Genomic DNA, 15,502 nt, shown 5'->3' on the forward strand with positions numbered 1-15,502 from the left:
TATGGCTAAGGAAAAGTTTGAGCGTTCGAAACCGCACGTGAACATCGGCACGATCGGCCACGTTGACCACGGTAAAACCACCCTGACGGCAGCGATCACCAAATACTTTGGTGACTTCAAAGCCTACGACCAGATCGACGGCGCACCGGAAGAGAAAGCCCGCGGCATCACGATCTCGACCGCACACGTCGAGTACGAGACCGAGAACCGTCACTACGCACACGTCGACTGCCCCGGCCACGCCGACTACGTGAAAAACATGATCACCGGTGCGGCCCAGATGGACGGCGGTATCCTGGTTGTGAACGCAGCTGACGGCCCGATGCCGCAGACCCGCGAGCACATCCTGCTTGCGCGTCAGGTTGGCGTGCCGGCTCTGGTCGTGTTCATGAACAAAGTTGACCAGGTTGACGACGAAGAGCTCCTCGAGCTCGTCGAAATGGAAATCCGTGAGCTTCTGTCCGAATACGACTTCCCGGGCGACGATATTCCGATCATCGCAGGTTCCGCTCTGGCCGCTATGGAAGGCCGCGATCCGGAAATCGGCGAAGAGAAAATCAAAGAGCTGATGGCCGCTGTTGACGCGTACATCCCGGAACCCGAGCGTGCGATCGACCAGCCGTTCCTGATGCCGATCGAAGACGTGTTCTCGATTTCCGGCCGTGGTACGGTTGTGACCGGTCGTGTTGAGCGCGGCGTGATCAACGTGGGCGACGAGATCGAAATCGTTGGTATCAAAGACACCACGAAAACGACCTGTACCGGCGTTGAAATGTTCCGCAAACTGCTCGATCGCGGTGAAGCTGGCGACAACATCGGCGCCCTGCTGCGCGGTGTGGACCGTGAAGGCGTTGAGCGTGGTCAGGTTCTGTGTAAGCCGGGCTCCGTGAACCCGCACACCAAATTCGAATCCGAGGTCTACATTCTGACCAAGGAAGAAGGTGGCCGTCACACCCCGTTCTTCGCGAACTACCGTCCGCAGTTCTACTTCCGTACGACGGACGTGACCGGGACTGTTGTTCTTCCGGAAGGCACCGAGATGGTGATGCCGGGCGACAACCTGAAATTCACGGTTGAGCTGATCGCTCCGATCGCGATGGAAGAAGGTCTTCGCTTCGCCATCCGCGAAGGCGGCCGCACCGTCGGTTCGGGCGTGGTGTCCAAAATCCTCGCTTAATTAGCTCTGCTAATGATCAAAACGAAAGAGGCACCTTCGGGTGCCTCTTTTGCTTTTGGAGGCTTGGATTTGGCGGCGCACAAATCAACGTGGGCCCACGGTTTTCGTGTCAGCCTCATTCTCATTCGCAAAGGCTAGCCTTTGATGCAGTGGCGAGACGCAGGTGGGGCGATTGACGCAAAGAATGCCCCCACGAAAGTCGGCGCCTTTGGGTGTCTCTGTGCCCCGCGTATGCGGGATCAGGCACTCAGGACAGAAAAGACCTGCGGAATTCTGGGCGCGCCGTTGAAAACGGGCTTGCAAAGGTGGCGTGGCTTGGCTATCTCCACCCTCGGCCTTAGGGGTATAGCTCAGCTGGTAGAGCGACGGTCTCCAAAACCGTAGGTCGCGGGTTCGAACCCTGCTGCCCCTGCCATTTCCTCCCATCTTTACACGATCTGGGCATGAGATGCGCTGTCGGGCTTGAAATTAACGCGCTGCTCGCGTATCTGCGCCGGGTAATCAAATCTTCAGGACGACAAGATGGCCACGAAAACCAATCCGCTTCAGTTCATTCAGCAGGTGCGCGCTGAGGCGTCGAAGATCGTTTGGCCGACGCGTCGCGAAGTGATGCTGACCACGCTGATGGTCTTCATTATGGCTTCTTTGACGGCGACGTTCTTTTTCCTCGTCGATCTTCTGATCCGCAATGGCCTGCAAGCGTTCCTGAACCTGTTCGGGTGATCGCCCAGAACAGCTGGACGTGACGAAGAGCCTCCGCACATGCGGGGGCTTTGGTCGTCTTGGAGGGTGGCTAAAGGGTTGAACTTATGCCCTTGAGCGTATAGAGCGGGCGCACTCTCACAGACGGGCGTGCAGCGATTCGAGTTGCGCGCCGCTTTATTGTTGCGGGGAGTTGCGCGCAAGCGTTTGGAATTTAACGACATCCGGTCCGAAGGGCCGGTGAGATGAAAAGGCAAAGGCACCATGGCGAAGCGTTGGTATTCGGTGAGCGTTCTCTCGAACTTCGAGAAAAAAATCGCCGAAGCGATCAAAACGGCCGTGGAAGAAAAGGGCCTGCAGGATCAGATCGAAGAAGTTCTGGTGCCGACCGAAGAGGTCATCGAGGTGCGCCGGGGCAAAAAGGTGACGACCGAGCGTCGCTTCATGCCGGGCTATGTGCTCGTGCGCATGGAGATGACCGACCAGGGGTATCACCTGATCAACTCGATCAACCGCGTGACCGGGTTCCTGGGCTCTTTCGGCAAGCCGATGCCGATGCGTGACAGCGAAGTCGAGGCGATCCTGGGCCGTGTCCAGGAGGGCGCCGAGGCCGACGCGCCGCGCAGCACCATCACCTTCGAGGTGGGCGAACAGGTCTCTGTGGCCGAGGGCGCCTTCGAGGGCTTCGATGGTATGGTCGAGGAAGTGGACGACGCCAACCAGCGTCTCAAGGTTTCCGTGTCGATCTTTGGCAGGGCTACCCCGGTCGAGCTGGAATTCACTCAGGTCAACAAGACGGCCTGAGCGACCGCCTGATTTTTCAGGCATCACTTGTGGGAGAGGCGGTCCGCGCGCGGATCAAATCAGACCACACAACGTAGTCGTCGCGAAACGCGTTTCGTGACAGTTGAAAAGGAAAAGCCAATGGCTAAGAAACTCGCAGGTACGATGAAACTGCAAGTCCCCGCCGGTGCAGCGAACCCGTCCCCGCCCGTGGGTCCGGCGCTGGGTCAGCGCGGCATCAACATCATGGAATTCTGTAAGGCGTTCAACGCCAAGACGCAGGATATGGAGCCCGGCGCACCGTGCCCGACCGTGATCACCTACTACTCCGACAAATCCTTCTCGATGGACATCAAGACGCCGCCGGCTTCTTATTACCTCAAGAAGGCTGCTGGCCTTAAGCCGGTCGGCAAGCGCAACCGCCCCAAAGGCGCTGCTCTGCCGGGTCGTGAGACCGTTGCTTCCGTCACCATCGCGCAAGTGCGCGAAATTGCAGAGGCCAAGATGAAAGATCTCAACGCCAACGACATCGAAGGCGCAATGCAGATCATCGTCGGCTCCGCGAAATCTATGGGCATCGAGGTGAAGTGATGGCGAAACTTGGCAAACGTACCGCTGCTGCCCGTGAAGCTTTCGCTGGCAAAGAGAACATCTCCGTCGAGGAAGCTGTTGAGCTGATCAAAGCCAACGCGACCGCAAAATTCGACGAGACCGTTGAAATCGCGCTGAACCTCGGTGTTGACCCGCGCCACGCTGACCAAATGGTCCGCGGCGTTGTGTCCCTGCCGAACGGCACGGGTAAAACCGTCCGCGTTGCAGTGTTCGCTCGTGGCCCGAAGGCTGACGAAGCAACCGCTGCTGGCGCAGACATCGTGGGCGCAGAAGACCTGATGGAAACCATCCAGGGCGGCACCATCGAGTTCGATCGCTGCATCGCGACCCCGGACATGATGCCGATCGTTGGCCGTCTGGGTAAGATCCTCGGCCCGCGCAACCTGATGCCGAACCCCAAAGTCGGCACCGTGACCATGGACGTCAAAGCGGCTGTTGAAGCTGCCAAAGGCGGCGAAGTGCAGTTCAAGGCTGAAAAAGCCGGTGTTGTGCACTGTGGCGTTGGCAAAGCGTCCTTCGATGCTGCCAAACTGGCCGAAAACATCCGCGCTTTCGTGGATGCCGTTCAGAAAGCCAAACCGACCGGCGCCAAAGGCACCTACATGAAGAAGGTCTCCGTGTCTTCGACCATGGGTCCGGGCGTGTCCATCTCCGTGGACTCCGCGACTGGCAACTGAGCTTTAGGCTTAGTATGAGATTTGAAAGGCGCTCCGAGAGGGGCGCCTTTTGCTATCGAGCATCAATGCCGATTTGCTGTGAATACCACTTGTCGCTCTCGATCTGCTCGCAGAGAAATTTTGCAATTTCCTCTATTTGATGTGGTTGGTATGTGAAGTTGTGTAGCTCATGCAAATATCGAAGTGATGCGAAGAGTGGTCCAATTTCTAGAAGGTCTTCAAGAAGCGATCGGCCTGTCTGGTCAAGGTATTGTGCCTGAAGTCTCTCGCGAACATTCTGTGGCAGATTTTTGAAGACTTTTCCGACATCATGTCCGCCTTTCGGCGGGGCTGTTTCACAGTAGGATTCTTCATCACTAATTTCAAAAGTGGTTGGTGCGGTTTGTTTTAGTACCTGTTTGAGTTCACGCTTCATGCAAAGAGATTTTAGAAAGACTTCGATGGCGAAAGCCATAAGGGCTGATCTCACATGTTCCCGATGGTAGCCAGTGGGTGCAATTTGTGCGGCTTCATAAAAGCCTTTCGCATTTTGAAATGCCAGATAGTCGAAGCCGACAGTAATTGTTATGTGTCTCTTTCAAGTATTTCCCTAACTGTGTGCGTGAAGCTTCCGCTTGATTGTAGCGGAAACATTCATCCCCTTGCACTCTCCATTAATCCCCTCTAAACACCCTCTTGCATCCCAGCGTGCGATTCGTCGTGCGCTGTTTTGCGTTTCGTCCTAGACGGTGGGTGTCAGCGATCTGGCTGGCATAATTCCTGCCTGAGACGGGAAAGACGATAAGTTTCCAAGGCATTCCCTTAGCGGTATTCCTCGGGCGACTTTGGCGCAGCCCCGTATACGGACTTCGAGCCGATGCCATGTGGCAGAGGTAGAATTGAGCCGGGAGGGGCGACCCTCCCATACTTGGAGTAAAACTGTGGATAGAGCACAAAAAGAAAAGGTGATCGACGAGCTCGGTCAGATCTTTGAAAGCTCTGGCGTGGTCGTGGTTGCACACTACGCAGGTCTTACGGTTGCTGAAATGCAGGATCTGCGCGCGAAAATGCGTGACGCAGGTGGTGCAGTTCGCGTTGCCAAGAACCGGCTCGCCAAAATCGCCCTTGAAGGAACGCCGAACGAACCGATCAGCGATCTTCTCAATGGCATGACCGTTCTCGCCTATTCCGAAGACCCTGTCGCAGCAGCGAAAGTGGTCGTGGATTACGCCAAAGAAAACGAGAAACTGCAGATTCTCGGTGGCGCAATGGGCGGCGAAGGTCTTGACGCCAACGGTGTGACCCGTGTGTCCAAAATGCCGTCTCGCGAAGAGCTTCTTGCTCAAATCGTGGGCTGCATCGGCGCACCGGCATCCAACATCGCAGGCGCAATTGGCGCACCCGCTTCGAACATCGCGGGCATCCTTTCCACCATCGAGGAAAAGGCTGCCTAAGCATCCTTATGCACCTGCGTGGGTTGAAACACCTCACGTTGGAACACACTTAAAACGAACGGAAACAGTACAATGGCTGATCTGAAGAAACTTGCAGAAGAGATCGTTGGTCTCACCCTTCTCGAAGCTCAAGAGCTGAAAGAAATCCTCAAAGAAGAATACGGCATCGAGCCCGCTGCTGGCGGCGCTGTCATGATGGCTGGCCCGGCTGCTGAAGCTGGTGCAGCTGCTGAAGAGAAGACCGAATTCGACGTCGTTCTCAAAGACGCTGGCGCTTCCAAAATCAACGTCATCAAAGAAGTCCGCGGCATCACCGGCCTGGGCCTCAAAGAAGCCAAAGAGCTCGTTGAAGCTGGCGGCAAAATCAAAGAAGGCGTCGACAAAGCTGAAGCTGAAGACATCAAAGGCAAGCTGGAAGCAGCTGGCGCGACTGTCGAGCTGGCCTAATCGCCTTTGGTCCTTTCGGGCCACACAAAATAATGGCTGGACCCAAGCAATCTTGGGTCCAGCTTAACCTGTCTTAGAAAGGGCCTTTCGCGAAAGCGTTACATAAAGGGTCTTTTCTCAGGAGAGGTTCAAAGGTCGGGAGCCCCCTTTGGGACGGGGGCAGGAATAGACCGAACTCTCTGTTTCGTCAGGGCACATCTGCCGGCGCCCAACGGTAGACGTCGCTCGCGAAAATTCGAAAGGTATAGACGCTTATGGCATCGTCCTTCCTCGGCCAGAAACGGCTCCGCAAGTATTACGGCAAAATCCGCGAAGTGCTTGAAATGCCGAACCTCATCGAGGTTCAAAAATCTTCTTACGATCTTTTCCTGAAATCCGGTGATGCATCCGAGCCGCAAGACGGCGAAGGCATCAAAGGCGTGTTCCAGTCGGTTTTCCCGATCAAGGATTTCAACGAAACTGCCGTGCTCGAGTTCGTGAAATACGAACTGGAAACCCCGAAATACGACGTCGAGGAATGTCAGCAGCGCGACATGACCTATTCCGCGCCGCTCAAGGTGACGCTCCGTCTCATCGTGTTCGATGTGGATGAAGACACCGGTGCGAAATCCGTCAAGGACATCAAAGAACAAGACGTGTTCATGGGCGACATGCCTCTGATGACGCCGAACGGCACCTTTGTGGTGAACGGCACTGAGCGCGTGATCGTGTCTCAGATGCACCGTTCGCCGGGCGTGTTCTTTGACCACGACAAAGGTAAAACCCACTCTTCGGGCAAACTGCTGTTCGCCTGCCGCATCATTCCCTACCGCGGCTCCTGGCTGGACTTCGAATTCGATGCGAAAGACATCGTGTTCGCCCGTATCGACCGTCGCCGCAAACTGCCTGTCACGACGCTGCTCTACGCGCTTGGTCTCGACCAGGAAGCGATCTGCGACGCTTATTACAACACTGTCGAGTTCAAGCTTGAGAAGAACAAAGGTTGGGTGACCAAGTTCTTCCCGGAGCGTGTGCGCGGCACCCGTCCGACCTATGACCTCGTCGACGCGGCCACTGGCGAAGTGATCTGTAAAGCGGGCGACAAGATGACCCCGCGCGCGGTGAAGAAAATCATCGACGCTGGCGAGATCACCGAGCTGCTCGTGCCCTACGAGCACATCATCGGCAAATTCGTCGCGAAAGACATCATCAACGAAGAGAACGGCGCGATCTATGTCGAGGCTGGCGATGAGCTGACCCTTGAGATGGACAAAGACGGCGACGTCATCGGCGGCTCCCTGAAAGAGCTGCTGGACGCTGGCATCACCGAGATTCCGGTTCTCGACATCGATGGCGTGAACGTTGGCCCGTACATCCGCAACACGATGGCTGCAGACAAGAACATGAACCGCGAAACCGCGCTCATGGACATCTACCGCGTCATGCGTCCGGGCGAGCCGCCGACCGTTGAGGCAGCAAGCACCCTGTTCGACAGCCTGTTCTTCGACTCCGAGCGTTACGATCTTTCCGCGGTGGGCCGCGTGAAGATGAACATGCGTCTCGATCTCGACGCCCCGGATACGCACCGCACGCTGCGCCGAGAGGACATCGTGTCCTGCATCAAGGCGCTCGTCGAGCTGCGTGATGGCCATGGCGACGTGGACGACATCGACCACCTCGGCAACCGTCGTGTGCGCTCCGTTGGCGAGCTGATGGAAAACCAGTACCGCGTGGGTCTCCTGCGTATGGAACGTGCGATCAAAGAGCGGATGTCCTCCGTCGAGATCGACACCGTCATGCCGCAAGATCTGATCAACGCGAAACCGGCCGCCGCCGCCGTGCGCGAATTCTTCGGCTCCTCGCAGCTGTCGCAGTTCATGGACCAAACCAACCCGCTCTCCGAAGTGACGCACAAGCGTCGTCTTTCGGCACTTGGGCCGGGCGGTCTGACCCGTGAACGCGCTGGCTTTGAGGTCCGCGACGTGCACGTGACCCACTACGGTCGTATGTGCCCGATCGAAACTCCGGAAGGTCCGAACATCGGTCTGATCAACTCGCTGGCCACCTTTGCCCGCGTGAACAAATACGGCTTCATCGAAACCCCCTACCGTAAGGTGATCGAGGGTCAGGTGACGGATGACGTGCAATACATGTCCGCCACCGAAGAGATGCGTCACACTGTGGCTCAGGCCAACGCGACGCTCGACGAAGAAGGCCGTTTTGTGAACGATCTCGTGTCCACCCGACAGTCCGGTGAACACGCGCTGAACCCGCCGCTTAACGTCGACCTGATCGACGTGTCGCCGAAACAGCTGGTCTCCGTGGGTGCGGCTCTTATTCCGTTCCTGGAAAACGACGACGCCAACCGCGCTCTGATGGGTGCGAACATGCAACGTCAGGCCGTGCCGCTTCTGCGTGCCGAGGCGCCGCTCGTCGGCACCGGCATGGAAGCCAAGGTCGCCATCGACTCCGGCGCCGCCATTCAGGCGAAGCGTGCGGGTATCATCGACCAGGTCGACGCGACCCGGATCGTGATCCGCGCCACGTCTGACCTTGAGTTGGGCGACGCGGGCGTGGACATCTACGGTCTGCGCAAATTCCAGCGCTCGAACCAGAACACCTGCATCAACCAGCGTCCGCTGGTGAAAGTGGGTCAGACGGTCGAGAAGGGCGAAGTGATCGCCGACGGCCCGTCCACCGATATGGGTGAATTGGCGCTCGGTAAAAACATCATCGTCGCCTTCATGCCGTGGAACGGCTACAACTACGAGGATTCCATCCTGATCTCCGAGCGCATCGCGCGTGACGACGTCTTCACCTCGGTGCACATCGAGGAATTCGAAGTCGCCGCTCGTGACACGAAGCTCGGGCCGGAAGAGATCACCCGCGACATCCCGAACGTCGGCGAGGAAGCTCTGCGCAACCTCGACGAAGCCGGTATCGTCTACATTGGCGCTCACGTTGAGCCGGGTGACATCCTTGTCGGTAAAATCACGCCGAAGGGCGAAAGCCCGATGACGCCGGAGGAGAAACTCCTGCGCGCCATCTTCGGTGAGAAAGCCTCCGACGTGCGTGACACCTCGCTGCGTGTGAAGCCGGGTGACTACGGTACGGTCGTGGAAGTCCGCGTGTTCAACCGTCACGGCGTCGAAAAAGACGAGCGTTCGCTGCAAATCGAACGTGAGGAAATCGAACGTCTGGCGCGTGACCGCGACGACGAGATGGCCATTCTGGACCGCAACATCTACGCGCGTCTGAAAGACCTGATCATGGGCAAAGTGATCGCGAAAGGTCCGAAAGGCGTCAAAGCCGGTGTGACTGTCGATGACGAACTGCTGGGCATGCTGTCCCGCGGTCAGTGGTGGCAACTCGCCCTCGAAGACGAGGACGATGCAACCATCGTTGAGGCGCTGAACGCTCAGTATGAGGCTCAGAAACGTGCGCTTGAGCACCGTTTCGAAGACAAGGTCGAGAAAGTCCGTCGTGGCGACGACCTGCCGCCGGGCGTGATGAAAATGGTCAAAGTCTTCATCGCCGTGAAGCGCAAGCTTCAGCCGGGTGATAAGATGGCTGGTCGTCACGGCAACAAAGGTGTGGTCTCGCGCGTCGTTCCGATGGAAGACATGCCGTTCCTCGCCGATGGTACGCCGGTCGACTTCTGTCTCAACCCGCTGGGTGTGCCGTCGCGTATGAACGTCGGTCAGATCCTCGAAATTCACATGGGCTGGGCCGCGCGCGGTCTGGGTATTCATGTGGATGACGCTCTGGCAGAATACCGTCGTTCGGGTGACATGACCCCGGTGCGCGATGCTATGAAATTCGTCTATGGCGAAGAAGTCTACGAAGAGGGCATCGCCGGCATGGACGACGAGCTTCTCATCGAGGCAGCATCGAACATCGTCAACGGTGTGCCGATCGCGACTCCGGTCTTCGACGGTGCGAAAGAGGCCGACATCAACGACGCTCTGCGCCGTGCCGGTTTCGACACATCCGGTCAGTCCGTTCTCTTCGACGGTCGCACCGGTGAGCAATTCGCCCGTAAGGTGACGGTTGGTAAGAAGTACATGCTGAAACTTCACCACCTCGTCGATGACAAGATCCACGCCCGTTCCACGGGTCCGTACTCGCTCGTCACCCAGCAGCCGCTCGGTGGTAAGGCGCAGTTCGGTGGTCAGCGTTTCGGGGAGATGGAGGTCTGGGCTCTCGAAGCTTACGGTGCCGCCTACACCCTGCAGGAAATGCTCACGGTCAAGTCGGATGACGTGGCCGGTCGTGCGAAAGTCTACGAGTCGATCGTCAAGGGCGAAGACAACTTTGAAGCCGGCGTGCCGGAATCCTTCAACGTGCTTGTCAAAGAAGTCCGCGGCCTCGGCCTCAACATGGAACTCCTGGACTCGGAGGGTGAGGAGTAAGGGCTTCGGCCTTTACCCTCCCTCCCTTTCCGAGACAATCTGAGGAACTCACAAGATGAACCAGGAACTCACAACCAACCCGTTCAACCCGCTGGCGCAACCGTCGACGTTTGACGAGATCAAGGTCTCTCTGGCGTCCCCGGAGCGCATCCTGTCGTGGTCCTACGGGGAGATCAAAAAGCCCGAGACCATCAACTACCGGACCTTCAAGCCGGAGCGTGACGGTCTGTTCTGTGCGCGGATTTTTGGCCCGATCAAAGACTACGAATGTCTTTGCGGCAAATATAAGCGCATGAAATATCGCGGCGTTGTCTGCGAGAAATGCGGTGTTGAAGTCACCCTCCAGAAAGTGCGTCGCGAGCGCATGGGCCACATCGAACTGGCCGCACCTGTCGCGCACATCTGGTTCCTGAAATCGCTCCCGAGCCGGATCGGCCTCATGCTCGACATGACGCTGCGTGATCTGGAACGCGTGCTGTATTTCGAAAACTACGTGGTGATCGAACCGGGTTTGACGGACCTCTCCTATGGTCAGATGATGACCGAAGAAGAGTACATGGACGCGCAAGACCTCTACGGCATGGACGCCTTCGAGGCCGACATCGGCGCCGAAGCGATCCGTAAGATGCTGTCGAACATTGACCTTGAATCCACCGCAGAACAGCTGCGCGAGGACCTCAAGGAAGCGACCGGCGAGCTGAAGCCCAAGAAGATCATCAAGCGTCTGAAGATCGTGGAATCCTTCCTCGAATCCGGCAACCGCCCGGAGTGGATGATCCTGACCGTGATCCCCGTGATCCCGCCAGAGCTTCGCCCGCTGGTGCCGCTCGACGGTGGCCGTTTCGCGACCTCCGATCTCAACGATCTCTACCGTCGTGTGATCAACCGGAACAACCGTCTGAAACGCCTGATCGAACTGCGTGCGCCGGACATCATCGTCCGCAACGAAAAGCGGATGCTGCAAGAATCTGTCGACGCTCTGTTCGACAACGGCCGTCGTGGCCGCGTCATCACCGGTGCGAACAAACGCCCGCTGAAGTCGCTCTCCGACATGCTGAAAGGTAAACAGGGTCGTTTCCGTCAGAACCTTTTGGGGAAACGCGTCGACTTCTCCGGTCGTTCGGTCATCGTGACCGGCCCGGAACTGAAGCTGCACCAGTGTGGTCTGCCGAAGAAGATGGCGCTCGAACTGTTCAAGCCGTTCATCTACTCGCGGCTTGAAGCCAAAGGTCTGTCTTCGACCGTGAAGCAGGCGAAGAAACTGGTGGAAAAAGAACGTCCGGAAGTGTGGGACATCCTCGACGAGGTGATCCGCGAGCACCCGGTCATGCTGAACCGTGCGCCGACGCTGCACCGTCTCGGCATCCAAGCGTTCGAACCCACGCTGATCGAAGGCAAAGCGATCCAGCTGCACCCGCTCGTCTGTTCGGCCTTTAACGCCGACTTCGACGGTGACCAGATGGCTGTTCACGTGCCGTTGTCTCTTGAGGCACAGCTCGAAGCGCGTGTTCTGATGATGTCCACGAACAACGTGCTGTCGCCCGCCAACGGCGCGCCGATCATCGTGCCGTCGCAGGATATGATCTTGGGCCTTTATTACATCACCATGCAGCGTGATGGGATGAAGGGTGAAGGCATGGTCTTCTCCGACATCGAAGAGGTCGAATATGCGCTGACCGCTGGCGAAGTGCACCTGCACGCCAAGATCACCGCACGGATCAAGCAGATCGACGAGCATGGTCAGGAAGTTTGGGAGCGTCACGAGACGACCCCGGGCCGTCTGCGCCTCGGCACACTGCTACCTCTGAACGCAAAAGCACCGTTCTCTTTGGTGAACCAGCTTCTGCGGAAGAAAGACGTGCAGCGCGTCATCGACACCGTCTACCGTTACTGCGGTCAGAAAGAGTCTGTGATCTTCTGTGACCAGATCATGTCCTTGGGCTTCAAAGAAGCGTTCAAGGCCGGCATTTCGTTCGGCAAGGACGACATGGTGATCCCGGACAACAAATGGACGATCGTCGATGCGACCCGCGATCAGGTGAAAGACTTTGAACAACAGTACATGGACGGCCTGATCACTCAGGGCGAGAAGTACAACAAAGTCGTCGACGCCTGGGCCAAGTGTAACGACAAAGTCACCGAAGCCATGATGAACACCATCTCGGCTGCGAAACGTGACGAGAACGGTGCAGAAATGGAACCGAACTCGGTTTACATGATGGCCCACTCCGGTGCACGGGGCTCCGTGACCCAGATGAAACAGCTGGGCGGCATGCGCGGCCTGATGGCAAAACCGTCGGGCGAGATTATCGAAACGCCGATTATCTCGAACTTTAAAGAAGGTCTGACCGTGCTTGAGTACTTCAACTCGACACACGGTGCCCGTAAGGGTCTGTCGGATACCGCTTTGAAAACCGCGAACTCCGGTTACCTGACCCGTCGTCTCGTCGACGTGGCACAGGACTGCATCGTGCGCGAAGTCGACTGTGGCACGGAGCGTGCCGTGACCGCAGAAGCTGCCGTCAATGACGGTGAGGTCGTGGCAACTCTGGCTGAGCGTATCCTTGGTCGTGTGTCCGCCGACGACGTTCTGCGTCCGGGCACCGACGAGGTGCTGGTCTCCAAGAACGAGTTGATCGATGAGCGCAAAGCTGATGCGATTGAAGCGGCCGGTGTCGCCTCCATGCGCATCCGCAGCCCGCTGACCTGTGAGGCCGAAGAGGGCGTTTGTGCGGCCTGTTACGGTCGCGACCTTGCTCGCGGTACGCTGGTGAACCAAGGTGAAGCCGTCGGCATCATCGCGGCTCAGTCCATCGGTGAACCGGGCACGCAGCTGACGATGCGGACCTTCCACATCGGCGGCGTTGCTCAGGGTGGTCAGCAGTCGTTCCAGGAAGCCAACCAGGAAGGCAAGATCGTCTTCCGTGAGGCCAACTTGTTGGAAAACAAACATGGCGAGAAAATCGTCATGGGCCGGAACATGCAGCTCGTCATCGTTGATGAGAACGGCGTGGAACGTGCCTCCTACAAATTGGGCTATGGCACCAAGGTGTTCGCGGAAGAGGGCAAGACAGTGTCCCGCGGCGAGAAACTCTTTGAGTGGGATCCGTACACGCTTCCGATCATGGCGGAGAAAACAGGTAAAGCGAAATTCGTCGACCTCATCACGGGCCTGTCCGTGCGTGACGAGACCGATGACGCAACCGGCATGACGCAGAAAATCGTGACCGACTGGCGCTCCGTGCCGCGTGGTGGCGATCTGAAACCGGAGATCCTGATCCTCGGCGAAGATGGCGAACCGATGCGCAACGAAGCGGGTAACCCGGTGACCTACCTGATGTCTGTGGACGCCATTCTCTCCATCGAGGACGGTCAGGACATTCAGGCCGGTGACGTGGTTGCGCGTATCCCGCGCGAAGGTGCGAAGACCAAGGACATCACCGGTGGTCTGCCGCGTGTGGCCGAACTGTTCGAAGCCCGTCGCCCGAAAGACCACGCAATCATCGCCGAAATCGATGGTTACGTGCGCTTTGGCAAGGACTACAAGAACAAGCGTCGCATCTCGATCGAACCGTCGGACGAGACCAAGGAAACCGTCGAATACATGGTGCCGAAAGGCAAACACATCCCGGTGGCTGAAGGTGACTTCATCCAGAAGGGTGAGTACATCATGGATGGTAACCCGGCCCCGCACGACATTCTCGCCATCATGGGTGTCGAGGCTCTCGCCAACTACATGATCGACGAAGTGCAGGACGTGTATCGTCTGCAAGGTGTGAAGATCAACGATAAGCACATCGAAGTCATCGTGCGCCAGATGCTGCAAAAGTGGGAAATCTCCGACTCTGGGGACACCACTCTGCTCAAAGGCGAAGCGGTCGATAAGGTCGAGTTCGACGAAGCCAACGCAAAGGCTGAATCGAAAGGTGCCCGCCCGGCGAAAGGTCAGCCGATCCTTCTCGGGATCACCAAGGCCTCGCTGCAAACGCGGTCCTTCATCTCGGCTGCCTCCTTCCAGGAGACCACGCGCGTGCTCACCGAGGCGTCTGTGCAGGGCAAGCGCGACAAGCTGGTGGGTCTCAAAGAGAACATCATCGTGGGTCGCCTGATCCCGGCCGGTACGGGTGGCGCAACGCAACGCGTCCGCCGCATCGCCGCTGAGCGCGACAACGTGGTGATCGAAGAGGCCCGTGCAGAGGCTGAAGCCGCCGCACAACTCGCCGCTCCGGTGATGGAAGCGGATGCGAGCTTTGGCGACGATACGCTGGTCGTGGACACGCCGGAAAGCTCCGACGAGTAAGTCGACCTGATATGAGACTTGAGAGGCCCTGCGGAAACGCGGGGCCTTTTGTTTTGGGGGCGGTTTGTGCGGCAGGGGCGCCATGGTAGATTAGAGTAAGGGGCCAAGCAAAACGGAGGCATGACATGCGTATCGGGGTCATTGGATGCGGAACAATTTCCAGCGCGGCGGTGCAAGGGATTGCAGGCGATGGGCATGAGATCGCTGTCTCGGAACGCAGCGCGCACCACGCCGCGGCACTGTCCGAGATATTCGACAACGTGCGGGTGGCGGACAATCAGACTGTCGTGGACCGAAGCGAGGTGCTGTTTCTGGGGTTGATGGCCGACGTGGCTCCGGATGTTCTTGGCGCATTGAGGTTTCGCGCGGATCAGAAGGTGATCACCTTTATGGCCGGGCTCTCGCTTGAGGAGGTGGACGCGATGGTGAACCCGGCGCGGGCCGTGGCGATCATGATGCCCTTTCCCGGCATCTCCGAGGGCGGCACGCCGATCATGATGTATGGCGACAGCGCGATCGTCTCGGAGATCTTCGGCGCGCGAAACAGCATCTTTCCCGTCGCGAATGCCAAGGAGATGGCGGCATATCTTTGCGCACAGGCGGTGTTGTCTCCGGTCGCGCGTATGGTCTCCGATGCGGCGGAGTGGCTCGGGGAGAAAGTGTCGGACAAGGCGCAGGGCGAGACGTTTCTTCGTGAACTGGTCGCATCAAGCCTGTCGGGGATGGCTTGCGCGCCTTTGATCGACGCGCTCAACACGCCGGGCGGGTATAACCAGAGGCTGCGCTTGCACATGGAAGCGCAAGGTATCGGACCGGCACTGAAATCCGGGTTGGACGATATGCTCTGAGGCCGCGGTTTGCGTTGCCTGTTAGGCGCTTGAACGCGACACCTGATCGCGATGATGTTGCCACCGTGGGTCGTCTTCGGCGTCAAACCCATGTGCTTGGGCCAGCCGCTCGACATAGTCCATGCAGCACAG

The 15,502-nt window shown here is 58.0% G+C and carries 11 protein-coding genes and 1 tRNA gene; 11 read left to right on the forward strand and 1 reads right to left on the reverse strand.

The features are described 5' to 3' along the window. Position 1: 1 nt before the first annotated feature. From tuf to rplA, 6 genes are all read left to right on the forward strand, one after another. Positions 2–1,177, forward strand: coding sequence for an elongation factor Tu (tuf, locus tag J5Y17_RS13305; RefSeq protein WP_219785749.1), 1,176 nt, complete (start codon positions 2–4; stop codon positions 1,175–1,177). 339 nt (positions 1,178–1,516) lie between these two features. Then, positions 1,517–1,592 (forward strand) — tRNA-Trp (locus J5Y17_RS13310). Positions 1,593–1,699: 107 nt separating this feature from the next. Continuing rightward, positions 1,700–1,900 carry a preprotein translocase subunit SecE gene (gene secE / locus J5Y17_RS13315; RefSeq protein ID WP_219785750.1) on the forward strand — a complete coding sequence of 67 codons (201 nt, stop codon included), beginning with the start codon at positions 1,700–1,702 and terminating at the stop codon, positions 1,898–1,900. Between the two features lie 243 nt (positions 1,901–2,143). Then, on the forward strand, positions 2,144–2,683 hold the full coding sequence (gene nusG, locus J5Y17_RS13320; RefSeq protein WP_219785751.1) for a transcription termination/antitermination protein NusG: 540 nt from the start codon (positions 2,144–2,146) through the stop codon (positions 2,681–2,683). A gap of 120 nt (positions 2,684–2,803) precedes the next feature. Then, entirely contained in the window at positions 2,804–3,253 is a 450-nt protein-coding gene (rplK, locus tag J5Y17_RS13325) for a 50S ribosomal protein L11 (RefSeq protein ID WP_219785752.1), read from the forward strand. Beyond that, positions 3,253–3,951 carry a 50S ribosomal protein L1 gene (gene rplA / locus J5Y17_RS13330; RefSeq protein WP_219785753.1) on the forward strand — a complete coding sequence of 233 codons (699 nt, stop codon included), beginning with the start codon at positions 3,253–3,255 and terminating at the stop codon, positions 3,949–3,951. Before rplK ends, rplA begins: the two co-directional genes overlap by 1 nt. A gap of 52 nt (positions 3,952–4,003) precedes the next feature. Here the strand turns inward: rplA and J5Y17_RS13335 are convergent, their stop codons facing one another. Next, complete coding sequence (locus tag J5Y17_RS13335; protein WP_219785754.1) at positions 4,004–4,405, reverse strand: hypothetical protein; 402 nt, start codon at positions 4,403–4,405, stop codon at positions 4,004–4,006. A 466-nt stretch (positions 4,406–4,871) separates the two neighbouring features. On the opposite strand from J5Y17_RS13335, the gene rplJ reads away from it, so the two are divergent. The 5 genes from rplJ to J5Y17_RS13360 all read left to right on the forward strand — a co-directional run bounded on the left by rplJ (position 4,872) and on the right by J5Y17_RS13360 (position 15,370). Beyond that, positions 4,872–5,384 carry a 50S ribosomal protein L10 gene (rplJ, locus tag J5Y17_RS13340; protein ID WP_219785755.1) on the forward strand — a complete coding sequence of 171 codons (513 nt, stop codon included), beginning with the start codon at positions 4,872–4,874 and terminating at the stop codon, positions 5,382–5,384. Between the two features lie 72 nt (positions 5,385–5,456). Further along, positions 5,457–5,831, forward strand: coding sequence for a 50S ribosomal protein L7/L12 (rplL, locus tag J5Y17_RS13345; protein ID WP_219785756.1), 375 nt, complete (start codon positions 5,457–5,459; stop codon positions 5,829–5,831). Positions 5,832–6,085: 254 nt separating this feature from the next. Further along, positions 6,086–10,222 (forward strand): DNA-directed RNA polymerase subunit beta, encoded by a 4,137-nt coding sequence (gene rpoB, locus J5Y17_RS13350; protein ID WP_219785757.1) that lies wholly within the window; start codon positions 6,086–6,088, stop codon positions 10,220–10,222. 55 nt (positions 10,223–10,277) lie between these two features. Then, positions 10,278–14,522 (forward strand): DNA-directed RNA polymerase subunit beta', encoded by a 4,245-nt coding sequence (gene rpoC / locus J5Y17_RS13355; RefSeq protein WP_219785758.1) that lies wholly within the window; start codon positions 10,278–10,280, stop codon positions 14,520–14,522. 125 nt (positions 14,523–14,647) lie between these two features. Then, positions 14,648–15,370 (forward strand): NAD(P)-binding domain-containing protein, encoded by a 723-nt coding sequence (locus J5Y17_RS13360; protein WP_219785759.1) that lies wholly within the window; start codon positions 14,648–14,650, stop codon positions 15,368–15,370. Positions 15,371–15,502 lie beyond the last annotated feature (132 nt).

Origin of the sequence: Celeribacter sp. PS-C1 (assembly GCF_019429625.1) — a bacterium.
GTDB lineage: Bacteria > Pseudomonadota > Alphaproteobacteria > Rhodobacterales > Rhodobacteraceae > Celeribacter.